The sequence below is a fragment of the Bradyrhizobium sp. Ai1a-2 genome (genome assembly GCF_000426245.1).
In the GTDB taxonomy this organism is placed as follows: domain Bacteria; phylum Pseudomonadota; class Alphaproteobacteria; order Rhizobiales; family Xanthobacteraceae; genus Bradyrhizobium.
Genome location: NZ_AUEZ01000072.1, coordinates 1 through 23,915, shown reverse-complemented (window position 1 = coordinate 23,915; position 23,915 = coordinate 1). Strand labels below are relative to the sequence as shown.

Annotated in this window: 19 protein-coding genes, 5 pseudogenes and 2 riboswitches; of the genes and pseudogenes, 20 read left to right on the top strand and 4 right to left on the bottom strand. The window is 62.4% G+C overall.

Annotation, left to right across the window (positions count from 1 at the left end; translation table 11 throughout):
• Positions 1-9: 9 nt before the first annotated feature.
• The 5 genes from hypF to K288_RS51075 all read left to right on the top strand — a co-directional run bounded on the left by hypF (position 10) and on the right by K288_RS51075 (position 6,733).
• The gene (gene hypF / locus K288_RS0133290) at positions 10-2,277 is read left to right on the top strand and encodes a carbamoyltransferase HypF (protein WP_027583442.1); all 2,268 of its coding nucleotides are present in this window, start codon (positions 10-12) and stop codon (positions 2,275-2,277) included.
• 1 nt (position 2,278) lies between these two features.
• Positions 2,279-2,515: a HypC/HybG/HupF family hydrogenase formation chaperone gene (locus K288_RS0133285; RefSeq protein WP_084799893.1), complete on the top strand. Its 237-nt coding sequence runs from the start codon at positions 2,279-2,281 to the stop codon at positions 2,513-2,515.
• Positions 2,512-3,639 (top strand): hydrogenase formation protein HypD, encoded by a 1,128-nt coding sequence (gene hypD, locus K288_RS0133280; RefSeq protein WP_027583440.1) that lies wholly within the window; start codon positions 2,512-2,514, stop codon positions 3,637-3,639. Before K288_RS0133285 ends, hypD begins: the two co-directional genes overlap by 4 nt.
• 14 nt (positions 3,640-3,653) lie before the next feature.
• A complete protein-coding gene (gene hypE / locus K288_RS0133275) occupies positions 3,654-4,700 on the top strand; it encodes a hydrogenase expression/formation protein HypE (protein ID WP_027583439.1) in 1,047 nt (348 codons plus the stop codon).
• A 1,358-nt stretch (positions 4,701-6,058) separates the two neighbouring features.
• The gene (locus tag K288_RS51075) at positions 6,059-6,733 is read left to right on the top strand and encodes a 4'-phosphopantetheinyl transferase superfamily protein (protein WP_084799890.1); all 675 of its coding nucleotides are present in this window, start codon (positions 6,059-6,061) and stop codon (positions 6,731-6,733) included.
• A gap of 440 nt (positions 6,734-7,173) precedes the next feature.
• Here the strand turns inward: K288_RS51075 and K288_RS55010 are convergent, their stop codons facing one another.
• On the bottom strand, positions 7,174-7,362 hold the full coding sequence (locus tag K288_RS55010) for a cob(I)yrinic acid a,c-diamide adenosyltransferase (RefSeq protein WP_027583438.1): 189 nt from the start codon (positions 7,360-7,362) through the stop codon (positions 7,174-7,176).
• A 116-nt stretch (positions 7,363-7,478) separates the two neighbouring features.
• Positions 7,479-7,695, top strand: a riboswitch (cobalamin riboswitch).
• Positions 7,696-7,732: 37 nt separating this feature from the next.
• Here K288_RS55010 and K288_RS55695 point away from each other — a divergent pair.
• The 6 genes and pseudogenes from K288_RS55695 to cobJ all read left to right on the top strand — a co-directional run.
• Positions 7,733-8,062 (top strand): annotated as a pseudogene (locus K288_RS55695) (DUF1636 family protein); the annotation flags it as partial.
• Between the two features lie 9 nt (positions 8,063-8,071).
• Positions 8,072-9,715: pseudogene (locus tag K288_RS47265) on the top strand (cobaltochelatase subunit CobN); the annotation flags it as partial.
• The gene (gene cobG, locus K288_RS0133260; RefSeq protein WP_027583437.1) at positions 9,712-10,872 is read left to right on the top strand and encodes a precorrin-3B synthase; all 1,161 of its coding nucleotides are present in this window, start codon (positions 9,712-9,714) and stop codon (positions 10,870-10,872) included. The pseudogene K288_RS47265 and the gene cobG, both read left to right, overlap by 4 nt.
• The gene (locus K288_RS0133255; RefSeq protein ID WP_027583436.1) at positions 10,872-11,501 is read left to right on the top strand and encodes a precorrin-8X methylmutase; all 630 of its coding nucleotides are present in this window, start codon (positions 10,872-10,874) and stop codon (positions 11,499-11,501) included. Before cobG ends, K288_RS0133255 begins: the two co-directional genes overlap by 1 nt.
• Before the next feature lie 2 nt (positions 11,502-11,503).
• Positions 11,504-12,235 (top strand): precorrin-2 C(20)-methyltransferase, encoded by a 732-nt coding sequence (locus K288_RS0133250; protein WP_027583435.1) that lies wholly within the window; start codon positions 11,504-11,506, stop codon positions 12,233-12,235.
• Complete coding sequence (gene cobJ / locus K288_RS0133245; RefSeq protein WP_027583434.1) at positions 12,232-12,966, top strand: precorrin-3B C(17)-methyltransferase; 735 nt, start codon at positions 12,232-12,234, stop codon at positions 12,964-12,966. Before K288_RS0133250 ends, cobJ begins: the two co-directional genes overlap by 4 nt.
• Here the strand turns inward: cobJ and K288_RS0133240 are convergent.
• A complete protein-coding gene (locus K288_RS0133240; protein ID WP_027583458.1) occupies positions 12,942-13,691 on the bottom strand; it encodes a cobalt-precorrin-6A reductase in 750 nt (249 codons plus the stop codon). The two genes, cobJ and K288_RS0133240, sit on opposite strands and share 25 nt — an antisense overlap.
• Between K288_RS0133240 and K288_RS0133235 the strand changes: the two genes are divergently transcribed.
• From K288_RS0133235 to K288_RS0133205, 9 genes and pseudogenes are all read left to right on the top strand, one after another.
• Positions 13,690-14,871, top strand: coding sequence for a bifunctional cobalt-precorrin-7 (C(5))-methyltransferase/cobalt-precorrin-6B (C(15))-methyltransferase (locus K288_RS0133235; protein ID WP_027583433.1), 1,182 nt, complete (start codon positions 13,690-13,692; stop codon positions 14,869-14,871). The genes K288_RS0133240 and K288_RS0133235 overlap by 2 nt on opposite strands.
• Positions 14,868-15,216: pseudogene (locus K288_RS51065) on the top strand (cobalamin biosynthesis protein). Before K288_RS0133235 ends, K288_RS51065 begins: the two are co-directional and overlap by 4 nt.
• Positions 15,213-15,995, top strand: a complete 783-nt coding sequence (cobM, locus tag K288_RS0133230; protein WP_027583432.1) for a precorrin-4 C(11)-methyltransferase — start codon at positions 15,213-15,215, stop codon at positions 15,993-15,995. The pseudogene K288_RS51065 and the gene cobM overlap by 4 nt, the downstream one beginning before the upstream one ends.
• Positions 15,995-17,308 (top strand): cobyrinate a,c-diamide synthase, encoded by a 1,314-nt coding sequence (locus tag K288_RS0133225; protein ID WP_027583431.1) that lies wholly within the window; start codon positions 15,995-15,997, stop codon positions 17,306-17,308. Before cobM ends, K288_RS0133225 begins: the two co-directional genes overlap by 1 nt.
• Positions 17,305-18,036 carry a uroporphyrinogen-III C-methyltransferase gene (gene cobA, locus K288_RS0133220; RefSeq protein ID WP_027583430.1) on the top strand — a complete coding sequence of 244 codons (732 nt, stop codon included), beginning with the start codon at positions 17,305-17,307 and terminating at the stop codon, positions 18,034-18,036. The genes K288_RS0133225 and cobA overlap by 4 nt, the downstream gene beginning before the upstream one ends.
• Before the next feature lie 48 nt (positions 18,037-18,084).
• A riboswitch (cobalamin riboswitch) is annotated at positions 18,085-18,297 on the top strand.
• A 36-nt stretch (positions 18,298-18,333) separates the two neighbouring features.
• Positions 18,334-19,011 carry an energy-coupling factor ABC transporter permease gene (locus K288_RS0133215; RefSeq protein ID WP_027583429.1) on the top strand — a complete coding sequence of 226 codons (678 nt, stop codon included), beginning with the start codon at positions 18,334-18,336 and terminating at the stop codon, positions 19,009-19,011.
• Positions 19,012-19,059: 48 nt separating this feature from the next.
• A complete protein-coding gene (cobF, locus tag K288_RS0133210) occupies positions 19,060-19,809 on the top strand; it encodes a precorrin-6A synthase (deacetylating) (RefSeq protein WP_027583428.1) in 750 nt (249 codons plus the stop codon).
• Between the two features lie 4 nt (positions 19,810-19,813).
• A pseudogene (locus K288_RS55645) lies at positions 19,814-20,150 on the top strand (TonB-dependent receptor plug domain-containing protein); the annotation flags it as partial.
• A 729-nt stretch (positions 20,151-20,879) separates the two neighbouring features.
• Positions 20,880-22,214, top strand: a complete 1,335-nt coding sequence (locus K288_RS0133205) for a dicarboxylate/amino acid:cation symporter (RefSeq protein ID WP_027583427.1) — start codon at positions 20,880-20,882, stop codon at positions 22,212-22,214.
• Between the two features lie 153 nt (positions 22,215-22,367).
• Here K288_RS0133205 and K288_RS55005 read toward each other — a convergent pair whose 3' ends face one another.
• Positions 22,368-22,799, bottom strand: coding sequence for a hypothetical protein (locus tag K288_RS55005; RefSeq protein ID WP_244443347.1), 432 nt, complete (start codon positions 22,797-22,799; stop codon positions 22,368-22,370).
• A gap of 228 nt (positions 22,800-23,027) precedes the next feature.
• Positions 23,028-23,915 (bottom strand): annotated as a pseudogene (locus tag K288_RS47260) (IS3 family transposase); the annotation flags it as partial.

The window sequence follows — 23,915 nt, the reverse complement described above, 5'->3', positions numbered from 1 at the left end:
GCGGAAACGATGAGCGGGAGCGGCGAGGCCATCACCCGCGAGCGAAAGAGGCTGCGCGTGCGTATCAGGGGCGCCGTGCAGGGCGTCGGCTTTCGTCCATATGTGTATGGTCTCGCCACCCGCTATAGGTTGACCGGCTTCGTTGCCAATGATGCCGATGGCCTGATCATTGAGGTGGAGGGAGACCGCACGTCCGATTTTCTCACGGCTTTGCCACTCCAAAGACCTCCATTGGCGCGGATCGACCAGATCTCCATTCAGGAAATTGGCGCCCTTGCGGCGAAAGACTTTTCGATCCGTGCCAGCGAACAGGGCAAGGTGTCGACACGCATCGTCGCCGATGCCGCGACATGCCGTCAATGTCTCGATGAGTTGTTCGACCCGAATAGCCGCTATTACCGCTATCCCTTCATCAATTGCACCCAGTGCGGCCCGCGCTACACCATCGTCGAGCGGCTTCCCTACGATCGCCGCAACACCTCGATGAATGCGTTTGCGATGTGTGAGGCCTGCGCGGCCGAATATGCCGATCCGGCCAGCCGCAGGTTTCATGCGGAAGCGGTTGCGTGCCCGACATGCGGGCCTCGGTTGAGTCACGAAATTAACGACATCGCGGCAGCGATAGCCGGCGGCCAAATCGTCGCCATCAAAGGGCTCGGTGGCTACCAGCTGCTCTGCGATGCCCGTAACCATGACGCCGTGCAACGGCTGCGCAGGAGGAAGCATCGCGACCAGAAGCCGTTCGCTGTCATGATCGGTTCCGTGGAACAGATCAGCGAGATTGCGGAGGCGAACGCCGCGGAGCTTGCGTTGCTCGAATCCGCAGCTCGGCCGATCGTTCTCCTGAAGTCGCGCGACAAGCTGGCGCGTTCGATTGCGCCAGGCCTGTCGCGCATCGGGATCATGCTGCCGGTGGCGCCGCTCCATCACCTCGTCTTCCATGCGCTTCTGCCCACGAGACCATGGCTTGATGGTGAAGGTCCGATCACCGTCGCCACGAGTGCCAATCCCAGCGGCGAACCGATCTTGATCGACAACGCGGAGGCGGTGCGGCGGCTCGCGGGCATCGCCGACCTGATCGTGACCCATGACCGCGATTTCGTGACGCGTGCTGATGATTCCGTGATCTCGGTGGTGGCCGGAAGTGCGCAATTCACCCGCCGCGCCCGCGGGTACGTGCCCGATCCGATCCGGCTGGCAAGGTCCGTGCCTTCCGTGCTCGCGGTGGGCGGCGCCCTGAAATCGACCGTCACCATCACGCGGGGCAACGAGGCCTTCGTCTCGCAGCACATCGGCGATCTCGGTACGCCCGAAGGGATCCAGTTCCTCGAGGAAACGATCCGGCATTTGACATCGACCCTCGATGTCGAGCCGGTCGTCATAGCCCATGATCTGCATCCGAACATGGCGTCGACCCGCTTTGCCGAAGCAAGCGGCCGTCCTCGGATTGCCGTCCAACACCACCATGCGCATGCTGCCGCGGTGATGGCAGAGCACGGCGTTGAAGGGCCCATCCTGGCGCTTGTTCTCGACGGTTATGGCTATGGTGCTGACGGCGGTAGCTGGGGTGGTGAACTGTTGTGGTGCGAGGGCGCCGTGTTTCGCCGCATCGGACACCTTTCGCCCTTGAAAATGCCCGGGGGAGATCGCGCGGCCCGCGAACCATGGCGCATGGCTGCTGCGGTGCTGTACGCGTTGGAACGGAAGACAGAAATCAAGCAGCGCTTTGGCAGTCAGCCGCAAGCCGAGCGTCTGCTCGCATTGCTCGAGCAGCCTGACGGGCCGGTGACAACCAGCGCGGGCCGTCTGTTCGACGCGGCGGCAGGACTGCTTGGTGTGGCGACATCGCAGAGCTACGAGGGCGAGGCCGCGATGAAGCTCGAGGCGCGTGTTCGCCGGACCGCGGTGCTCGAGCAGGGCTGGGCGATCGATGCCGGCGCGCTGTCCTTTCGTCCTCTCTTCGAGCGTTTGTTAGCAGACGAGGTCGACGCCACCGCCGGAGCCGAGCTGTTTCATGGCACGTTCTCCGCTGCTTGCGTGGATTGGATTGTGCGTGTCGCGCGCGCGACCGGCATTGCCACCGTCAGCCTAAGCGGCGGCTGCTTTTTGAATGCGGTGATCGCGAATGAAATCCAGCGCGGCTGCATTGTGGCAGGCCTCACTCCGCTGCTGCCTCGGCAGGTGCCGGCCAATGATGGTGGCTTGAGTCTCGGACAAGCCTGGATCGCCGCCCTGAAGATCGGTGAACGAAGGCCGGGCGACAAAGGATCAGGCTGATATGTGTCTCTCGATACCCGCTGAAGTTACGAAAATTCTTCCCGATGACATGGCCGTCGTGTCGATCGATGGCGTGAAGAAGGAAATATCGATCGCGCTCGTCGAAGATCTCGCAGTAGGAGATTACGTCCTTATCCATGTCGGCTGCGCACTGACCAGGATCGACCCAGCGGAAGCCAAGCGCACGCTGGAGCTTCTGCATGAATTCGGTAGCAGGGAGCGGGGGCTGCAGCCATGAAATATGCCGATGAATTTCGCGACAAGACCATCGCGCAGGGGCTCGCGCGTGCGATTGGAGCCGAAGCCAGTCCGCAAAGGCTCTATCGATTCATGGAATTCTGTGGCGGGCACACGCATGCGATTTCCCGCTATGCCCTGGAGGATATGCTGCCTGTGAACGTCCGCATGGTCCACGGGCCGGGCTGCCCCGTCTGTGTTCTCCCCGCCAGCCGGATCGACATGGGAATTAAGCTCGCAGACCGGCCGGAGGTCACTCTCTGTGTCTACGGCGACCTGATGCGCGTACCCGGCGCGCAAGGGCAATCCCTGCTTCGCGCCAAAACCCGTGGCACGGACATTCGGATGATCTACTCGACGCTCGATGCAGTCCGAATCGCCGAACAGGCGAAAGATCGGGAGGTGGTCTTCTTTGCAATCGGATTCGAGACTACGACGCCGCCGACTGCAGTTACGCTTCGGCTTGCCGAGAAGAAGCAGCTGAAGAATTTCAGCGTGTTCTGCAATCACGTGCTGACTCCGTCGGCGATCCTCAGCATTCTCGGGGGTGCCGATATCCGCAATATCGGGCGGGTCGAAATCGATGGTTTCGTCGGGCCGGGGCATGTCAGCACCATCATTGGCACGGAGCCCTACGACTTCGTCGCCGAAGAATTCGGCAAGCCGGTTGTGATCGCGGGATTTGAACCGCTCGACATGCTGCAGGCGATATTGATGCTGGTGCGGCAGGTGAACGAAGGTCGTTATGAGGTGGAGAACCAATACAGCCGTGCCGTGACGCGAGAAGGCAATTCGCGCGCCAAGAAAGAGGTGTCGGACATCTTCGAACTGCGGGACCAGTTCGAATGGCGCGGGCTCGGGCTCGTACCCTATAGCGGACTGAAGCTGAAGCTGGCTTACGCTCAATTTGACGCCGAAGTGCGTTTCGCGATGCACGAAGTGCGCGTCGCCGATAATCCCGGGTGCGAGTGCGGCGCGATCCTACGCGGCGTGAAGAAGCCGGTCGACTGCAAGCTATTTGGAACCATCTGCAGGCCCGAAACTCCGATGGGGTCCTGCATGGTCTCGGCGGAAGGCGCCTGCGCAGCACATTGGACTTATGGCAGGTTTCGCGATCATCACTAGAGGCGGATGACGTCATGACAGCGATGGCTTATCAGAGCAAGCTCGACATCGATAACGGATGCGTCGATCTGTCCCATGGCGCGGGCGGGCGCGCCATGACGCAGCTGATCTTCGGCCTGTTCCACGAGGCGTTCGGTAATAAATGGCTCGCCCGCGGCAACGACCAGTCTGCCTTTGACGTTCGCGCCGGCAGGATGGTGATGACGACCGACGGCTATGTGGTTTCGCCGCTGTTCTTTTCGGGTGGCAATATCGGGTCGCTTGCCGTGCACGGAACGATCAATGATGTCGCGATGGCCGGCGCGCGACCGCTCTATCTGTCAGCAAGTTTCATCATCGAGGAGGGCTTGCGCTTCTCGGATCTGAAGATGATTGCGGATTCGATGGGCGAGGCGGCACGCACCGCCGGCGTTTACATCATTACCGGCGATACCAAAGTCGTCGAACGCGGCAAGGCGGATGGTCTGTTTATCTCCACGACCGGCATCGGGATTTTACCTGATGGGCTCGATCTCTCCGCCGACAAGGCAAGCGTCGGCGACCGTGTGCTGGTGTCAGGCAGCCTCGGCGATCATGGTGTGGCGATCATGTCGAAGCGTCAGAATCTCGCTTTCGAGACCGACATCGTCTCCGACTCCGCAGCGCTGCATCATCTCGTAGCCGAAATTGTTGCCGTCGGCGGCGGCGGCATTCGAGCGATGCGCGACCCCACCCGTGGCGGTTTTGCCGCAACACTCAACGAAATTGCGCATCAATCGGGCCTCGGTTTTCGTCTGCAGGAAGAAGCCATTCCTGTGAAGCCGGGCGTGGCCGCGGCGTGCGAGCTTCTTGGGCTTGATCCGCTCTATGTCGCCAACGAAGGCAAACTGGTTGCGATCGTGGCGCCTGAGATGGCCAATGCCGTGCTTGCTGCAATGAAGGCAAATCCGCTCGGCCGGGATGCCGCCGATGTCGGCGAGGCCGTGGCCGATGATCATCGTTTCGTGCTGCTGTCGACCCGGTTCGGCGGTAGCAGAATTGTCGATTGGCTATCAGGTGAGCAATTGCCCCGGATCTGTTGAGCACCATGCGCGTCCTGCGTTTCTCCCATTCCTTCGGCAGCTTGACGCAGCGGCTGCATGTCGGGCTCAGGGAATGCGGGCCACGAAGTTTCGGTTGACTCGACGTTCATCCCGGGGCACGCGCGAGGTGTTGCAATGTGCCGTCCGGACCTGATGATCGCACCGATTCTGAAGATGTCTGGCGCGCGATGCGATCGTCGGGGAGCTCATCGACGCCGTTCTTTGTATCCAAACCGTGAATGCACACTATCAGAACAATCTATTTTACCAATGTAGCGAACGCTGCTAGGCAACGTGCCGACTGAGATGGAACTGAGAAATAGCAAATCGTGAACAATCGATTGTCGATTGCTGGGGGCCGTCAGTCAAGCGTGCGCGCTCTGCGTGCCGGCATGTCTCACTACCAAACTGACATTGCGCGCCAGCCAGCGAGCTGCTGTCGTGCATCGACTTCGAATTCTTATGCCAGAATGATTGGGGCAGCCATGACTATGATAGTGGGCGGCTTTAGAAAAGCGAACCCAATAGAGCGCCTGAAACGAGGATATTGGGTGACAGCGTTTTGTGTGCTCCCGCTTCCAGTTCTCGCCGTTCCTCTCCAGACTCTTAATCAAATGTTGTTCCTTAATGGGAGCTAAGACCGGTCCACATCCTAACCTTACTGGACCACAGCCTCCAGAACCTGCTGCGCACTTTCATCGCTGCGACGCGCGTGTCCAGCACTTGAAGCAGAGCATCGAGCTGAAAATCGAAGAGGTTGCAGGACTAATCTGTGAAGACAAGGACTCGCTTGAGGCAGCGCAAGCGCTCAACGAACTCACAAGAGAGTTGATAAGGGCAAAACTCGGGCCCTGTCCGGAACGCGACGAACTAACCGATAGAGCGGTAAGGGGGTGGTGTGGAGCGATTCATATGCGAACATAGTAGCGCATTTGATTCAGAACAGCTTTCGGCTTTAGGACAAATTTTTGATGAAGCAGTCGCGGCACTGCCGGCGGATCTCCGAACTCCTACTAATCGGACGGAGATCGCCAAACTCATTTTGGGACGTGCAGCCATAAGTGAGATCGAACTCCGACGCTTCATTAGGTTCATAATCGCCATTGCCTTTGTCGTTTGATTAAATACCGGTGCCCTCTGGGATGTGGTTGGAACGAAAGCGGAGTGATTTCGGCGTTACAGGGCCAGCATGCATGTCTGTTGATCCGTCCGACGCTGCCGTCGAAACTTGAGATCGGAAACCGTGCCCTTGTCCCGAAGCAGCGGGCCTTGAGTTGCCTGCGACCTCAAGGTAGCTACTGCAAAACTGCCTCACATTTGCGGCTTTGCATTCCCCAGGACAGGAACTCGCCTCGACTATGAAGACGCTTGCGACGTTAGGGCCAGCTATCGGCGCAGCTTTGGCGCATGACATCGGCTTTTCGGGCGGACCAATACGTGACCCGCATCCCCTCCCATTTGCGGCTGAAGCGGAAATGTTGGGGAACGTCTCGCTTCGCCGGCGTCGTGAGTTCGGGTGGGGGCGGCATCACGCCCGTGAGGCGTTGTGTCACCTGGGTTTGGCCCCTTCTCCGATTTTGTCGAGAGTAGATCGAGCTCCTCTTTGGCCTACGGAAGTCGTCGGCAGCATTTCCCACTCTTCCTCTGACTGCGGAGCCGTTGCCGGACGCTCCAGCAACGTGCTCGCTCTGGGACTAGACATTGAAGACCAAGAACCGCTTGGAGCGGACCTATTGCCAATTATATGCACCGCTGCGGAAATAGAGCGGGGAGAGTGGTCAAGCAGTCGTTTCGGCCCGAAGTTAATCTTCGTAATAAAGGAAGCCGTGTACAAGTCATATGCGCCGGCAACTGGTGAATTCTTGGATTTTCAAGATGTCAATGTCAGGATGAATGAGCAGAGTGGGCTGTTCGAGGCCGAGATTGTGAACTTGCAAAAACCTATGAGTTTCGGCAGTCGAACGATAAATGGAATTTATCTCCCATTTGTCGGAGGAATTCTTGCAATAGCTGTGCGATTTCGAGCCGCGTAGTGCAGCGCGGTTTGCGTGTCGACAATCTACTTTCGCAACGCGTGCCCTGCGAGAGTTCATCGATATCGCCGCAACGTACGGTTTTCTGTCCACGGAGCCGGCGCGGCGACTTGAGGTCTTCGGTCGGCGGAAGTGAAGCGACGAGCCCGTCTTGCAGATGATGCCCGGCATACCGGAGCATCGTACACCACGACATCGGCAGCTGCGAATTCTTCTCCAGGAAGTTACCGCTCCGCCGATCTTGGAGATAGTTGTAGCGTAACCCGGCGTTGATCTCATCAAGAACGAATCATGCACGGGGTTGGATGAACGATCAGTTGCTTTCCCATGCGCGTGGCGCCGATGTCGCGGGCGCGGTCCTGCGTTTCCCAGGTAAAGCCTTCACCCATCGCGTAGAACGGGCACTGATCGCCGAATGTCCAGTCAAGAAGCGGCGTTCGCTAGTGTCTCACGCACCATTTGATGAATTGCACGACCGCGCCGCGAAAGCGATGCGCGATGCACCGCAGGATCATGCCAAAGGCCGAGGAGGATCTTCCCTTGCCCGCATCGGTATTGACGATGATGAGGCCCTTCTCGTCGCTGTTGCTAGCCATCATCCGGTCGCGCGCAATCTTTTTCTTCGCCATTTTGCGGCATGGTGGGCATCAAGGCGAAACTTCGGAGACGACGGTCTCGTCGTCGTGAGCGCGATTCGGTTCCGGATCATTTGCGTAATCCTTCTTGACAAGTTCTGCGCTTGTGCAAATGGTGCGCGGGCGTTGGTTCCTGTCCTGCGACAGGCGAAGAGGGAATGCGACAGGGCTCTAGGCCTCCAAGCTTGAGCCTGAAACGCAGCCGCCCCCGCGACCGTGACCGGAGAGATCTCCAAGAGCCACTGACCCGTTAGGGTCGGGAAGGTGGAGATCGAAGGGAAACCTGCTCCGCAAGCCGGGAGACCTGCCAGCGCAGAGATTTGAGACCGGCGGACGGGGTGCTCCGCGACGGCAACGAACCCCTGTGTCTACGGTTCGTGCGCCTCATCACCTCCGCCAAAACGTCGAGGAGGGCGATGACCTCACGCTTCACGTCTGCATCACCTGCTGTGCCGGCCAATCACTAATGGAAGGTGATACCACGCCCGGCGCGCGTCCGCACGGGGCCATCCTTCGGGCTGGCGTGCCGGAATGCGTGAACGTCGCTCCGGTCGAGTGCCTGTCCGCCAGCAGCCAGAGCTGCTCGGTTGCTCTGAGTGCGCCGGGACGCTGGTCCTACGTTTACGGACGCCTGTCCGATGCAAATGCGCCGGATGCTGTTGCCGGAGCTGCGGCCTATGCAGCGGCGCCCGACGGCGTCGTGCAAGGCATCGATGCCGTCGTGCATATGGGAGCGCACAGTACGCTCGAATGGCTGCCCGGCAAGTCTGTGGCGCTGTCTGTCTCCTGTTGGCCGGACGCGCTGATTGGCGACGTTCCGGTGAGCTATCCCTTCATCGTCAACGATGCCGGCGAGGTGGCGCAGGCCAAGCGGCGCATGGGCGCGGTCACAATCGGCCATTTGCCGCCGCCGCTTGGGCAGGCCGCTTTGCCCGAAGGCCTACGCCGGCCAGAGCAACTACTCGATGAATATTCGACTGCCGATGTTCTCGATCCCGCGCGCCGCCAGCGCCTGATTGCTGCGATCCGCGATGATGCGCGTGCCGCGGCCCTGGAAGATGATCTCGGCCTTGGCGCCTCCGCCACGCCGGCCGAGGCCATTCCCCAGATCGATCGCTTCGTCTGCGATCTCAAGGAAAGCCAGTTCGGCGACGGCCTGCATGTGTTCGGCCGCGGGGCCTGTGGTGAGGCGGAGGAGAGTGCGCTGCTTGATGCGCTCTCCTGCAGGCGCGCCGCTCCAGGACCCGCCGGCTCGCCGCATCGTGGGCGCCGCGATGTGCTGCCGACCGGACGCAATCTGCTCGCCGTCGACCCCCGCGCGGTTCCGACGCCGACGGCGCATGCGCAGGGAATCAAGCTTGCCGAGGAATTGCTGCGCCGTCACCTGCAGGATCACGGCGACTGGCCGAAGGGGCTGCTCGTCGATCTCTGGGCATCATCGACCATGCGCACCGCAGGCGAGGATTTTGCGACGGCACTGCACCTTGCAGGCATCGCGCCGCGCTGGGATCACGGGTCAGGCCGGGTGTCGGGTTATGAGATCATCGCGCCGACCGCTGTTGGCCGGCCGCGGATCGACGCCACGCTTCGCGTGTCGGGGCTGTTTCGTGATGTCTTTTCAGGTCTTGCGCAACTGTTCGAGGCGGCGACCGAAGCGCTTTCGGAACGCGACGAGAAGGGCGCCGAAAATCCTTATCGCCACCGCGCGGCGCACGTGTTCGGACCGCGGCCCGGGCAGTATGGTGTCGGTATGGCATCGATGCCGGATGTCTTCACGGAGGAGTCGCGCAACGCTGCCGGCGAAGCCTGGCTTTCGGCTTCGTCCTGGGCATTCGAGTCCGACAGCACGATGCGGCCTCACCGCACAGGTATCGAGGCTAGGCTCGTCGCCGCGGATGCCTTCGTCCATGCATCACAGGACCTGCCGGAAACAGACCTGCTGCTGGCCGCGGCCGCCCCATCGCTCTATCACCTCGACGCCATGCGGCTGGATCGACCGCATGCACGCTCGTTGACAGAAGAGGTATCACGCGTGGTGCGTGCGCGCGCCGCCAATCCGAAATGGATCGCGGGCATGATGCGCCATGGCTTTCGCGGCGCGGCGGAAATCGCTGCCACGCTTGAGCATATGGCCGCCTATGCGCACCTTGCCGATGCGGCGCCCGTGCATTTGTTCGATCTCTATTACGACGCGACGCTTGGCAACGACGACGTTCGTGCTTTCATGGCGCGCGAAAATCCGGCGGCGCTCGAGGCGATCGAGACTTGTTTCACCCGTTTGCATGAAGCGTCGCTCTGGAGGACGCGACGCAAATCGATTGCGGCCGCGCTGCGGGAGGCCTCATGAGCGCGGTTGCGATCAAGGGCTGGTGCCCCGGCGCCCTGCGGCCAATGCGGTCGGGGGATGGGCTCGTGGTTCGCATCCGGCCGCATGGTGGCAGGCTCGATGCGAAGCAGGCAGCAGGAATTGCGGCGCTGGCTGAACGCTACGGCAACGGTCTGATCGACCTGACCAGCCGGGCCAATCTCCAAATCAGGGGCGTTACCGATGCAGGCCATCGGTCGCTGATCGAGGAACTCTCGCGGCTGCATTTGCTCGACCTCGATCCGGAGTCGGAAGCGCGGCGCAACATCCTGGTCACGCCGTTCTGGAGCGCAAGCGACGACAACCGCTCGCTCGCCGCAGAGCTTGAGCAGGGGCTTGCAATGGCACCGCCCGTCCTGCCGACCAAATTCGGCTTCGCCGTCGATTGCGGTACGGAGCGCGCGCTGGCCAGCGCTTCCGCCGATATCCGCATAGAGCGTGGCATGGCGGGAGAGTTGATCGTGCGCGCCGACGGCGCCGAGCTTGGTCGCCCTGTCACGCGGAGAGACGCCGTGAAGGTCGCGCTCGCGCTTGCGGAGTGGTTCGTCGAGTCAGGCGGCGAAGGCGGGGGAGGGCGGATGGCAGCGCATATCGGGGCTGGCGCAAAACTGCCCGACGCCCTTCGCGGCCACGCCAAACCGGCTCGCATGATCGCGGTGCCGCGTCCGGGACTCTATCCGCAAGGCGCGATGGTCGGTGCGGCTTTCGGACAGGTGACACATGCCGCGCTCACCTATCTCGCCAAACGCGTACAAGGATTGCGGATGATGCCGTGGCGCATGATCCTGGCGGAAGGTTTGCGCGAAATGCCTCGATGCCAAGGCTTGGTCACGCAAGCCGACGATCCGATCCTGCGCGTCATTGCCTGCAGCGGCGCGCCTGCCTGCCGGGAAGCATATGCCGATACGCGCGAGCTCGCGGCCGCACTCGCGCCGCATATCGCCGACGATGCCTGGCTTCACGTCGCCGGCTGTGCCAAAGGCTGTGCTCATTCGGGGGCTGCCGTACTCACCCTTGTTGCGACCAGCGAAGGATTCGATCTCATCCGCGGCGGCTCGACGCGGGATGCGCCTGTTCTGCATGGACTGAGCGCCGGCCGATTGATCGCGGATCCCTCCGTTCTAACGGGAGGACGCTGATGCCGCACGTCTACGAGACTGATGGCGCGGCGATCTACCGTCAATCCTTCGCCACCATTCGTACCGAGGCAGACCTTGAGCGCTTTTCGGCCGACGAGGAGCCGGTGGTCGTGCGCATGATCCATGCGGCCGGCATGGTAGGTCTCGAATCGCATATCCGCTTTACTCCCGGCATGGCGCACGTCGCGCGGGCTGCGCTGCGGAACGGGGCGCCCATTCTCTGCGACGCACGCATGGTGTCAGAGGGAATCGCGCGCGCGCGTCTGCCGGCCGGCAACGCCATCATCTGCACGCTCGACGATCCCGCGGTTCCTTCGCTTGCGCGATCCATGCGCAATACCCGCTCAGCCGCAGCGCTGGAATTATGGGGGCCGCATCTGGATGGAGCCATCGTCGCCATCGGCAATGCGCCGACCGCGTTGTTTCACCTCCTCAACATGCTGGAAGATTGCAAATGTCCACGGCCGGCGGCGATCATCGGTTGTCCGGTCGGCTTTGTCGGCGCGGCTGAAGCCAAGGCCGCGTTGATGGCCGATCCGCCTGCGCCGGCGTTGACTGTCGAGGGACGCCTTGGCGGCTCGGCGATCACGGTCGCTGCCGTGAACGCGCTGGCAAGCCGGAGCGAATAGCCATGGGGCGCATCATCTGTTGCGGTCTCGGGCCAGGCAATCCGGACTTGATGAGCATGCGCGCCGATCGCGAGGTCCGCGCGGCCAGGTGTGTTGCCTATTTTCGGAAGAAGGGGCGGCCCGGTCAGGCGCGGCGCATCGTCGAGGGAATGCTGGCAAAGGACGTCTGCGAATATCCGATGGAATACCCCGTCACCACGGAGATTCCTTTCGACGGTCCCGAGTATGGCCGGCTGCTCGCTGCCTTTTACGACGAATGGGCGGAGCGTCTTGCGCGGCTCGCACGCGCAGTCGACATCGTCGTGCTCTGCGAGGGCGATCCCTACTTCTATGGTTCCTTCATGCACCTGCACGCGCGTCTGCAGGGGCGAGTCGAGATCGAGGTGATCGCAGGTATTCCCGGCATGGCCGGCTGCTGGAATTCGGTCGGCCTGCCGATCGCCCTCGGCGATGATGTGATGATGGTGCTGATGGGCACACTGCCGGAGGACGAACTGGAGCGACGCGCGCGCAATTCGGATGCACTCGTCATCATGAAGACCGGGCGCAATCTGAAGAAGGTGCGCCACGCACTTCAAGCCGCCGGCCGCCTTGGCGAGGCATGGCTGATCGAACGCGGCACCATGCCGGGCGAGCGCATAGCGCGGCTGAAGGACGTGGACGAGACCGAGTGTCCCTATTTCGCGATCGTCCTCGTACATGGGCAAGGACGGCGCATGGAGGCCGCGGAATGACCGGTACATTGACCATCGCAGGACTTGGACCGGGTGATCAGGCACTGGTCACGCCGGAAGTCTCCGTCGCGCTCGCCGCCGCGACCGATATAGTGGGCTATGCGCCCTATGTCGCGCGCGTGCAAGCGCGTGAGGGACTCACGCTGCATCCATCGGACAATCGCATGGAGTTGCAGCGCGCAGGCGATGCTTTGCGGCTAGCATCGGAAGGACGCCGCGTCGTCATGGTTTCTTCCGGCGATCCCGGCGTCTTCGCGATGGCTTCCGCTGTGTTCGAAGCGTTCGAAGCCGCGCCGCAATGGCAGGGGCTCGCAATCCGCGTTCTGCCCGGCGTGACCGCGATGCTGGCAGCGGCCGCGCGAGCCGGCGCGCCGCTCGGCCACGATTTTTGTGCGATCAATCTGTCCGATAATCTGAAGCCTTGGCCGACGATCGAGAAGCGCCTGCGGCTTGCCGCCGAAGCCGATTTCGCGATCGCGATGTACAATCCACGTTCAGCGAGCCGGCCCGAGGGTTTTGGACGCGCGCTCTCGGTTCTGAAGGAGGCGGGCTGCGGCGAACGCCTCGTGATCTTCGCGCACGCCATCACTACGCCTGAGGAGCGAATTGAAACGGTGATGCTGCACCAGGTGCGGCCGGAGATGGCCGACATGCGAACCCTTATCATCGTCGGAAATTCGGCAACACGCCGCGTCGGCCGCTGGGTCTATGCACCGAGGCATGCCCGATGACCGAGCCATTGCATGACCTCGGCCACGCTTTCCGCCCGCGGCCTTTCGGGCAATTCGGGCCGCGTGAGCATGACGATGCGGAGGCCAAGCTCGCGCGCGGCATCGATCTTGGCACGCGCACCCGTCCCCCCGGAATTGCGGGCAACGATCCATTCAATGCCGCGCGCGCGCATCATCTCCAATTCGCCGGCGAGGTTGAATGGTCCGCGCGACACGATGACATCGACGTCCGGAAACGGCAGCGGTCCATCGGGCGGATCGACGAACCTCAACGTGTAGGTGTGCTGTGGCTTGATGCTGAAGGCTGCGATGTGCCGCCGGCCGATCGCAAGAAACACCCGCGCGCGATTCTCCGGCAACGCCGCGGCAGCGGAGGTGATATCCGCGACCTCAATCCAATTGTCGCCGGCCGCTTTTGCCCAGGGCGCGCGCTCGAGCGCGATCAGCGGCGTTCCGGTTGCCTCGCACGCAGCAACCGCGTTGCTGCTTATCTCGGCCGCGAAGGGATGGGTTGCATCCACGACATGCGTAATTCCTTCCCGACGAACGTATTCGGCAAGACCGTTCGCGCCGCCGAAGCCGCCGACGCGGCTCGGAAGCGATTGGCTGATCGGAGCTCGTGTCCGTCCGGCATACGAATAGATTGCGTCGAGTCCGGCGCGCGCCGCAGCGTCCGCCAGCAAGTTGGCATCGCTCGTTCCGCCCAGAATGAGGGCACGCATGATGGGTAATCCCTGGTTGACCATTATCGGTATTGGCGAAGATGGCCTTGCCGGCCTCTCGGACGCAAGCCGAAAGGCGGTTGCGCAGGCCGAGACGGTGTTTGGCGGCGAACGGCACCTGGCGCTCGCCGACGTTACCGACCGCGGGCGTCGCTGGCCGGTGCCGTTCGATGCAGACTGCGTGCTGGCCTGCCGTGGCCGTTCGACGGTCGTGCTCGCCTCGGGCGATCCGTTCTGGTACGGCGTCGGAACCAGTCTCGCAGAGCGGCTGACCAAAAGCGAATGGATCGCGCATCCCGCGCCGTCGACCTTCTCGCTGGCCGCGGCGCGGCTGGGATGGCGGCTCGAAGCCGTCACATGTCTCGGGCTTCATGCCGCGCCGTTCGAACGGCTGGTGCCGCACTTAACACGCGAATCTCATATCATTTGTCTTCTGCGCGACGGAAAAACGGCCGGCGAGTTGGCCAAATGGCTGACAGCACGCGGCTGGGGCGAGTCACGGCTGTGGACTCTCGCCGCGCTTGGCGGCCCACGCGAATCCGTGATGCAACAGCGCGCCAACCACTACACGGCCGAGCCGGGTGCCGGTCTGGTGACGATTGCGCTGGAGGCTAGCGGATCAGATGGAATCTCGCGCAACTCCGGCCTTTCGGACACGCTCTTCGTACATGACGGTCAGATCACCAAGCGGCCGATGCGAGCGCTCGCGCTTTCGGCGCTGGCGCCGAGGCCCGGCGAAAAATTGTGGGATATCGGCGCCGGTTCAGGCTCCATATCCGTGGAATGGGCTCTCTGCGGTGGCACGGCGATCGCCGTCGAAGCCCGGGCCGATCGCATCGAGAATATTCGCAGCAATGTCGCGGCTTTCGGTCTGATGCACCGGATCAGGGTCCTTGAGGGAGCAGCGCCTCATATCCTCTCAAGTCTTGAGACACCGCAAGCCGTCTTCATCGGCGGGGGGCTCGTCGCCGCGATATTCGATGCGGTGTGGTCACGCATTGATCCTGGAACGCGGATGGTTGCGCATGCCGTCACGCTGGAGACGGAGGCATTGCTCTCGGACCTGCATCAACGCCACGGAGGCGAACTGATGCGGATCGAGATCGCGCATGCAGGTCACCTCGGCCGCTACCGTTCCTGGGAAGCAACGCGGCCGGTCGTGCAATGGAGTGCAGTCAAGTGAAGGTCGCAGGTCTAGGATTCAAGCGGGACGTCACACTTGCTTCGTTGCGCGAGGCGCTCGACGCCGCGGGAGGTCCTAACGGTCTCGCGGCAGTCGTCACCGTGAGCGACAAGGCCGAAACCACTGCGCTCAAATTACTGGCGCGTGAACTCAACGTGCCAATCAGGCCCGTTCCGTGCCACATCCACACAGTCCGAATTCATCAAGGGGAAGTTCGGCACGGGTTCCGTGGCCGAAGCCGCGGCGCTTGCCGTGGCCGGCCGTGGTGCGTGCCTCATTTCGACTCGGGCTGTTTCGCAGGATCGGACGGCGACCGCAGCGATCGCCAAAGGAGGTGGCGAATGACGGTGCACTTCATTGGCGCCGGACCGGGCGCTGCCGATCTGCTCACTTTGCGCGGGCGCGATCTTATCGCGGCCTGTCCTGTCTGCCTCTATGCCGGCTCGCTCGTGCCCGAGGGCGTTCTCGCGCATTGTCCAAAGGGCGCGCGCATCGTGAACACCGCGCCGATGTCGCTCGACGACATCATGTCGGAAATCGTCACCGCGCATCGCGAGGGCAAGGACGTCGCAAGGCTGCATTCCGGAGATCTCTCGATCTGGTCAGCGATGGGCGAGCAGTTGCGCCGTCTGCGTGCGCTTCGAATCCCCTATTTGGTCACGCCGGGCGTGCCGGCCTTTTCCGCTGCCTCGGCGGCGCTCGAGGCCGAGCTCACCCTGCCGGGTCTGGCGCAGTCTGTCGTGCTGACGAGAACGTCGGGCAGGGCGAGTGCGATGCCAAAAGGCGAAAAGCTCGCCGCCTTCGCTGCCACCGGTGCGGTACTCGCCATCCATCTCTCGATCCATCTGCTTGCCAAGGTGATTGATGAGCTGACGCCGCACTACGGAGCAGACTGCCCGGTCGCGATCGTATGGCGCGCAAGCTGGCCGGATCAGCGCATTATTCGCGCCACGCTCAGCACGCTGGATTCCGCCGTCAGCAACGAGCTCGAGCGCACGGCAGTCATCCTGGTTGGCCGCACACTGGGGTCGGAAGATTTCGGAGAGAGCCGCCTGTATGCTGCCGATTACGAGCGCCGCTATCGGCCACGTTGGACGACACCGCGCTTTCCGGAGGCCTCCTGATGGCGCGGAGCCTCGTCATCTCGGCGCCGGCATCCGGTATTGGCAAGACGACGCTGACGCTGGCATTGGCGCGCGCCTATCGCGATCGCGGGCTGAAGGTCAAGTGCTTCAAGATTGGGCCCGACTATATCGATCCTGCCTTTCATGCGGCCGCCACGGGACGCACCTCGGTCAATCTCGATAGCTGGGCTATGCCACGTGAAGCGATCGAAGCGCTCGCCTCACGCAGCGCGGATGCAGACTTGGTTCTGGCCGAAGGCTCAATGGGCCTGTTCGACGGCGTTACCGCACCGGGCGTCTCGGGCACCGGCGCTACCGCCGATATCGCCGAGATGATGAGCTGGCCGCTCCTGCTCGTGATCGATCCCTCCGGACAGGCGCAAACCGCCGCAGCGGTGGCTGCGGGACTGCGCGATTTCCGGGCGGCAGTGCGTGTTGCCGGCGTCGTTCTCAACCGCGTCGCCAGCGCGCGGCACGAGGACCTGGTGCGCCGCGCCCTCGCAGACGCTGGCATTGCCGTGTTCGGGGCGTTACCCCGCCACGCCGCGATCACCCTGCCGACGCGGCACCTTGGCCTGGTACAGGCTGAGGAGCAGGTCGAGGTCGACGGCGTGATCGCCGAAGCCGCGCGCTTTGTCACCGAGCACGTCGATCTCCATGCGGTGCTGCAATCGGCTGCATGCGTCTCGACGACGCCACGCGCCGCGCCCGGCCTAAACGTCAAGCCACCCGGACAGCGCATTGCCCTTGCGCGCGACGCCGCATTCTCGTTCGTCTATCCGCACATGCTCGAGGGTTGGCGCGCCGCCGGAGCCGAGATCATGACCTTCTCGCCTCTCGCTGATCAGGGCCCAGATGATAGCGCCGACGTCTGCTGGCTGCCCGGCGGCTATCCGGAACTGCATGCCGGCCGGCTGGCGGCCAACAGCCGCTTTCGCCGCGCGCTACAATCCTTTGCCGAAACGCGCCCGGTGCATGGCGAATGCGGGGGCTACATGGTGCTGGGCACCACCTTGACTGACGCCAACGGCGCACGCCACGAGATGACCAGATTGCTCGGCCTGGAAACAAGCTTTGCCCAACGTCGCATGCATCTGGGCTATCGGCTTGCGGAACTCGCTCTGCCAATGCCAGGACATCGGGTCGGCGCGCGTCTGCGCGGTCATGAATTCCACTATTCGACGATTGTCTCACAGCCCGATGCGCCTCTGGCGGTCGTTCGTGACGCGACTGGCGCGGTCATTACGGAGACCGGCTCGCGGCGCGGTTACACCACCGGTACGTTCTTCCATCTTATTGCGGAGGACAGGTGAGCGGCTTTGTTTCCTTTGTCTCGGCCGGTCCAGGCGATCCCGAGCTCCTGACGTTCAAGGCGGCCGCGCGCCTGCACGCCGCCGACGTCGTGCTCTATGACGACCTTGCTTCAGGCGCGATCCTCGATCACGCCCGCCCCAGCGCCAATCTGGTGGCGGTTGGCAAGCGTGCGGGCCGGCCCTCGGCCAGCCAGGAGCATGTCAACCGGCTGCTCATCGACTACGCCGCCGCAGGTGCCCGCGTGGTCCGGTTGAAATCGGGAGACGCCGGCATCTTCGGCCGGCTTGAAGAGGAGATCGAGTCGCTGCGCGCGGCGGGCATCGGCTACGAGATCGTTCCAGGCGTCACCTCAGCCTGCGTTGCGGCAGCGCGTGCCGGCATTCCGCTCACCCGACGACACACGTCACGCCGCGTTCAGTTCGTGACTGGCGCTGATATCGCCGGTCAATTGCCCGCTAATCTCAATTGGGCGGCGCTGGCTGATCCGGAATCGACAACCGTGGTCTACATGGGCAAGCGAACGTTTCCGGCTCTTGCGGCGAAGCTGATCGAACACGGGATGGTCCCCGATACACCGGCGCTGTTTGCCGAGGCCCTCGGCCATGCCGAAGAGCGGCTTGTCCGCACGACGATCGCGAAGCTCGCAGAGCAGCTCGCGCAAGCCGGCGCCGCGACGACGGCGGCCGTCATCCTGTTCGGTGCGTTGGCCGGAGAATACCCGCGATGATGCCGCCATCCGCCTTCGCGAGCCACTTGACGCCTCCGCGTCGGAAGGGGCACACAGAACAGGCATGGTGCTCGAAGCGGCGCAAAGCGCCGGAGCATAATCGGGAATGGGGTAGGGCGGACCCAATTGCGGCGCCCGACCCCCGGGCCGCCCCCGCGACTGTAAGCGGTGAGCTCCGCCACGGGGCCGTCAAGCCTGGGAAGGCCGGAGACCCGTTTCGAACCGCGAGCCAGGAGACCGGCCCTGCAGTTTTTGACGCCAACGCCGTCGGGTGTGACGGCAGAAGGGACCTAGATCATGCATATCGAACCAGGAATCGTCACGGGCGCCAAGCTCGTGCTGGGTTACGCGACAGGTGCAGTCGCCGGCGGTTGTGCGTTGAAGCTTGCGGCAGAGACCATGCGCGCGCAGGGGAGCGTTTCATTCGCGGCGCGCACCATCGCAGCAACGGTCCTGGTCTTCTCGTTCTTCGAACTCCTGCCGCATTTCCGGGTCGGTATCTCAGAGGTGCATTTCATTCTCGGTTCGACGCTGTTCCTCGTATTCGGCGCAGCACCGGCCGCGTTCGGGCTGGCGCTTGGTCTTCTGCTGCAGGGGCTGTTCTTTGTGCCGACAGACTTGCCGCAATATGGCATGAACGTGACCACGCTGCTGGTGCCCTTGTTTGCGATCCAGGCGCTGGCCGGGCGGATCACTCCACGCAACACCGCCTATGTTGACCTGCAGTATCGCCAGGCATTGGCGCTTTCGACCGCCTATCAATCCGGCATCGTGGCGTGGGTCGCCTTCTGGGCGCTCTATGGCGCGGGCTTTGCGGCCGAGAACCTCACCTCCATCATGTCTTTCGCCGCTTCCTACGCGCTCGTGGTGGTGATCGAGCCGCTGGCCGACTTGGCCGTTCTGGCGCTGGCGAAATCGCTGCGAGGTGTGACGGCCGATGGTCTTGTTACTTATCGCCTTCACAACGCTGCCTGAAGATGGCGTGAGGGCGGTCGCAAGTCGGCCGCTCTCACGCATAACGTGATGTTGACACTCTCCTTGATAGGCATTGGGTGCGGCGATCCGGAGCACCTTACGCTTGCGGCGATCCGCGCGATCAACGCAGCAGACCTGGTATTGATTCCGCGCAAGGGCACCGTGAAATCCGATCTCGCCGACCTGCGCCGGCTCATTTGCGCGCAAGTCCTGACGAACAGCCGCACGCGTGTCGCTGAGTTCGACCTGCCCGTGCGCGACACTGCGCAGGAGGACTACCGCAAGGGAGTGGACGAATGGCACGACGCCGTCGGCGCGACCTGGTCGCGGGCAATTGCGGAGCATCTCGGTGGTGACGGGCGCGTTGCGCTGCTGATCTGGGGCGATCCTTCGCTGTACGACTCGAGCCTGCGGATCGCACGAAGGCTCGATCCGTTGCCGGCAATCGAGGTGGTGCCGGGCATCACCTCGATCCAGGCGCTTTGCGCCGCGCACTCGTCGCCGCTGAACGACATTGGCGAACACTTCCTGGTGACAACAGGACGGCGGCTGCGCGAAGGCGGCTGGCCGTCCGGCACGGACACCGTGGTCGTCATGCTCGATGGCGGCGCGGCGTTCCAGTCGCTCGACCCGAAAGGCTTGCACATCTGGTGGGGCGCTTATCTTGGCATGCCTGCGCAGATCATCATGTCAGGTGCGCTCGCCGAGACCGGGCCACGCATCGTCGCTGCGCGACAAGGAGCGCGGGCAAAGCACGGCTGGATCATGGACAGCTACATTCTCAAGCGCAACTCGTAGCGATCCGCAGAACATGACATCGCGCTTCATGGATACGGCAACGCTGGAGAGGGTGGAATTCCTGAAGGGGCCCGCTTCTCTGTTATCAGGGGAGAGCGCAAGCGGTGGCGCAGTCAACTTTGTGACCAAGCAGCCGCACACCGGCCCAATCCGGAATGAGGCGTTCTTCTGCTACGACTCGTTGTCATCCCTTCCACAGTTACTACGGCTCGGGCGGCAGCACCAACATTCACGGGCTAGACTATCGCTTCGACATCAACCGGTCATCGCTCAATGGCTTCGTTGACGATACCAACACCAGGATACTGGATGTGTCGGGCCGACTGGATTACCGCCTCTCCTTTGCATCGGTGTGGTTGTCGAGCACGTTATAGTTGGTCTTGAAAGTGCGGTCGTCGATCGCGACGGCCCGAGGTTCGAGCCGTTCTAGTTCGAGAGGCAGCTGCCGGATACAATGCCCGTCGTGGCATGGACGCTGCTGAAGGCGGTGGGGACGAGCGGCACACCCCAATAGGCTCTCGACCGATCTTCCTTGTACCGAGGAGCCGAGCGCAAGCAATTCGGGAGGCAGGCCTGAGGTTGCCAGCCAAAAACTAGATCGAATCTAGACGTTCTCGACCGTCCTTGCGGACGGCAGTCTCCATAATGCAGCCAGCCAATGCCAACAGGGCGCCGGTCGATCCGCGCCCAACTGGCGTCAAGAAATTGACGTCGCGACATCTTCGTGCCGACCCAAGCTTAGCTCGATTGTGTCGCAATTGCGGAGAGCAGAGGATGGGCAAATAGATTCAGGTGCAGCTGGACTACCGAAATGCCTTGAATCTCACGTATCGTCAGGTTGTAGGCTTGGAACGATCATAGCCACACCTAGGCCCCGCAAGCGTCGATGGCGCATCGGTTCGGGTGACGGCGTGGTTGCCGCCCGCATGAAAGGCAATATGGAAGTGGACGGTGTTTTAAATCGACCTCACTGATGATGGCGCAAGAACGCGATATTTTGGAAGATCCATATCACCGATGCGCCCAAGGCCTAAGCGGCAATACAGAAAAGAAGACGGGGAATAAACGTCATGGCGGCAACCATTGCGACGACAGGGCCGGCGGCGCCCACCGCATCAAAACCGTGGTACCGGATTCTCTACGTCCAGGTGCTGATCGCGATCGTGCTCGGCGTCATCGTCGGCTGGCTGTGGCCGAGCCTTGCCACCAACGAATGGATAAAGGCGCTCGGCGACGGCTTCATCAAGCTGATCAAGATGGTGATCGCGCCAATCATCTTCTGCACGGTGGTCTCGGGCATCGCCCACATCCAGGACGCCAAAAAGGTCGGACGCATCGGCGTCAAGGCACTCATCTACTTCGAGATCGTCTCCACGTTCGCGCTCGTGATCGGCCTCATCGTCGGCAATCTGGTGCGCCCCGGCGCGGGCTTCGGCAGCGCCGGGGCCAACGCGCAGGCGGTGGCAAACTACGCCAAACAGGCAGAGGCGCAGCGGAGCGTCGACTTCGTCCTGCACATCATTCCCGACACCGTCGTCGGCGCCTTCGCGCAAGGCGAGATCCTGCAGGTGCTGCTGTTCTCGATCCTGTTCGGCTTCGCGGTCATGGGCCTTGGCAAGCGCGGTCACACGATACGGGCATTCATCGACGATGCGGCGCGCGCCGTGTTCGGCGTCATCTCGATCGTCATGAGGGCTGCACCGATCGGCGCGTTTGGCGCGATGGCCTACACCATCGGCAAATTCGGCACCGGCGCGATTCTCAACCTCGTCGGGCTGATCGCGACCTTCTACGTTACCGCGGCCTTGTTCGTGTTCCTGGTGCTCGGTCTTATCGCGCGGATGGTCGGCTTCTCGATCTTCAAGTTCCTCGCCTATATCAAGGATGAACTCCTGGTCGTGCTCGGCACCTCGTCGTCGGAAAGCGCGCTGCCCTCCTTGATGGAGAAGCTCGAGCGCCTCGGCTGCTCCAAGTCGGTGGTCGGGCTCGTGGTGCCCACTGGATATTCGTTCAATCTTGACGGCACCAACATCTACATGACGCTGGCGACCCTGTTCATCGCGCAGGCGCTCGGTGTCGATCTTACCTTCGGCCAGCAATTGACCATCCTGATCGTGGCGATGCTGACCTCGAAGGGCACCTCCGGCATCACCGGCGCGGGCTTCATCACATTGGCAGCGACGCTCGCCGTGGTCGACCCGCGGCTGGTGCCGGGCATGGCGATTGTGCTCGGCATCGACAAGTTCATGAGCGAGTGTCGCGCGCTGACCAATCTCTGCGGCAACGGCGTTGCCTGCGTTGTGGTCGCCTGGTGGGAGGGCGAGCTCGACCGCAAGAAGCTCTCGACCAACCTCAACAGGCGGATCGACCCGACCGATCTCGAGACCGCGCTGACGACGGACTAAGTCGGTTCGATTCCAAAAAATGCGATCAAACGATCTGGGCGACGTCAGGAGTAAAGGTCGGGGGCAAGCTCAACGGTTCATTTGGCGCTTCGCCTCAAGTCGCTTCCGATTGAGGTGTTTACGCTAGGGTGACGTTGGTGGTTTGGGCACTAGCTAGTTGCCCGAGCCGATTTGGGAAGGAAGATGATGAAGAAGCACTCTCACGAGGAGATTCTGTTGAAACTCGCTCGAGCGGATGAGCTTGCTCGAGCGGGTAATTCCCAAATGGAGATTGGCAAAGCGCTCGGGGTGAGCGTCATGACCCTTCATCGTTGGCGGAAACGATCCTTGCGTCAAACCAATGCCGCCCACCCACAAGGTGGTGAACTTGAGGACAGGTCGTCGCCCGGCTCGCCAAGGATGGATGACATGCGGCGTGTCTTGGACGAGCTTACGCTCGAAAATCAACGGCTTCGGAAGATCGTCGCGGATCTTTTGCTGGACAAGATGAGCAAGGAAGAAGCTGCAGTCCCCCGCGTTTGTCAGGCACGCAACGAGTGCTCGCAACTCCTCAATCCTGCGTCTGCCGGCATGAAAACTCGCCACCGATAGCGCCTCCGTAAAGCAGCGGACGAACGCCGAACGAGTTGCAATGAAGTATAGCAATTTCGCCCAATTCGCTCAATCGCGCTCCTAGGTGGGGCTCAAGTGTGCGGCGATCGAACGGTTCGGAACCCAACGACCTGGATGCGATCATGCCCCGGTTTGCGCGCCATCGTACAAAAAGGGATAGCGCGGGCCGCGAATGATCTTCCCCCGAAAAAGTGGACAGGGTTAAGCTGCTTTTAGCTCCATCTCGATCGGGGCGATATATCCGATGGCGGAATGGAGCCGGGTTCGATTGTAGAAGCCTTCGATGAAGGCGAAGATGTCGCGCTGGGCTTCGGCGCGGGTGTTGTAGCTGCGATGATGAACGAGCTCGGTCTTGAGGGTATGGAAGAAGCTCTCCATTGGGGCATTGTCGTAGCAGTCGGCTTTGCGGCTCATTGATCCAACGATTCCGGCCGCCGACAGCGCCGCGCGATAGTCGCAAGAGGCATACTGCACGCCGCGATCGGAGTGGTGGATCAATCCGGCCTGCGGTCGTTGCTGCTGGATCGCCATTGTCAGGGCCGCGGAGGCGAGTTCGACCTGCATATGATCCCGCATGGCCCAGCCGACGATCTTTCGGTTGAACAGATCCATGACGGCGGCCAGATACAGCCACCCCTCCGCGGTCGGAATGTAGGTGATATCGGCAAGCCAGACCCGGTTCGGGGCTTCTGCCGTGAAGTCGCGCGCGATCAGGTTCGGTGCGATCGGCTGGTCGTGACGGCTGTCGGTTGTACGAACCCGGCGCGGCGCTGCCATGATGGCGCGGATACCGTGCCGGCGCATCATCCGTTCGATCCTGCCGCGGCTGGCGCCGCGCCCCTGCGCCCGCAGGGCGGCATGGACACGGGGACTACCGTAGCGTCCGCAGCTGTCGCGATGGGCCTGTCGGATCGCGGCCAGGAGCGTGGCGTTGGATTTTGTCCGCTCGCTCGGCGGGCGATCACGTCAGGCGTAATAGCCGGCCGGAGACACCTCGAGCACGGCGCACATCAATCGGACCGGATAGGTGTCGCGGTGGTCCTCGATGAAACGGAAGCTCATGTCCGAGTTCCGGCGAAGATCGCGATC

Bases quoted from the DNA above. Each gene is read 5' to 3' on its own strand.
- cobF (WP_027583428.1), top strand. From the start codon at position 19,060: ATGTTGACACTCTCCTTGATAGGCATTGGGTGCGGCGATCCGGAGCAC.
- cobM (WP_027583432.1), top strand. From the start codon at position 15,213: ATGACGGTGCACTTCATTGGCGCCGGACCGGGCGCTGCCGATCTGCTC.
- K288_RS51075 (WP_084799890.1), top strand. From the start codon at position 6,059: ATGAAGACGCTTGCGACGTTAGGGCCAGCTATCGGCGCAGCTTTGGCG.
- K288_RS0133205 (WP_027583427.1), top strand. From the start codon at position 20,880: ATGGCGGCAACCATTGCGACGACAGGGCCGGCGGCGCCCACCGCATCA.
- hypE (WP_027583439.1), top strand. From the start codon at position 3,654: ATGACAGCGATGGCTTATCAGAGCAAGCTCGACATCGATAACGGATGC.
- K288_RS0133285 (WP_084799893.1), top strand. From the start codon at position 2,279: ATGTGTCTCTCGATACCCGCTGAAGTTACGAAAATTCTTCCCGATGAC.
- K288_RS0133235 (WP_027583433.1), top strand. From the start codon at position 13,690: ATGGGTAATCCCTGGTTGACCATTATCGGTATTGGCGAAGATGGCCTT.
- K288_RS0133225 (WP_027583431.1), top strand. From the start codon at position 15,995: ATGGCGCGGAGCCTCGTCATCTCGGCGCCGGCATCCGGTATTGGCAAG.
- hypF (WP_027583442.1), top strand. From the start codon at position 10: ATGAGCGGGAGCGGCGAGGCCATCACCCGCGAGCGAAAGAGGCTGCGC.
- K288_RS55010 (WP_027583438.1), bottom strand. From the start codon at position 7,362: ATGGCGAAGAAAAAGATTGCGCGCGACCGGATGATGGCTAGCAACAGC.
- cobJ (WP_027583434.1), top strand. From the start codon at position 12,232: ATGACCGGTACATTGACCATCGCAGGACTTGGACCGGGTGATCAGGCA.
- hypD (WP_027583440.1), top strand. From the start codon at position 2,512: ATGAAATATGCCGATGAATTTCGCGACAAGACCATCGCGCAGGGGCTC.
- K288_RS0133250 (WP_027583435.1), top strand. From the start codon at position 11,504: ATGGGGCGCATCATCTGTTGCGGTCTCGGGCCAGGCAATCCGGACTTG.
- K288_RS0133255 (WP_027583436.1), top strand. From the start codon at position 10,872: ATGCCGCACGTCTACGAGACTGATGGCGCGGCGATCTACCGTCAATCC.
- K288_RS0133215 (WP_027583429.1), top strand. From the start codon at position 18,334: ATGCATATCGAACCAGGAATCGTCACGGGCGCCAAGCTCGTGCTGGGT.
- cobG (WP_027583437.1), top strand. From the start codon at position 9,712: ATGAGCGCGGTTGCGATCAAGGGCTGGTGCCCCGGCGCCCTGCGGCCA.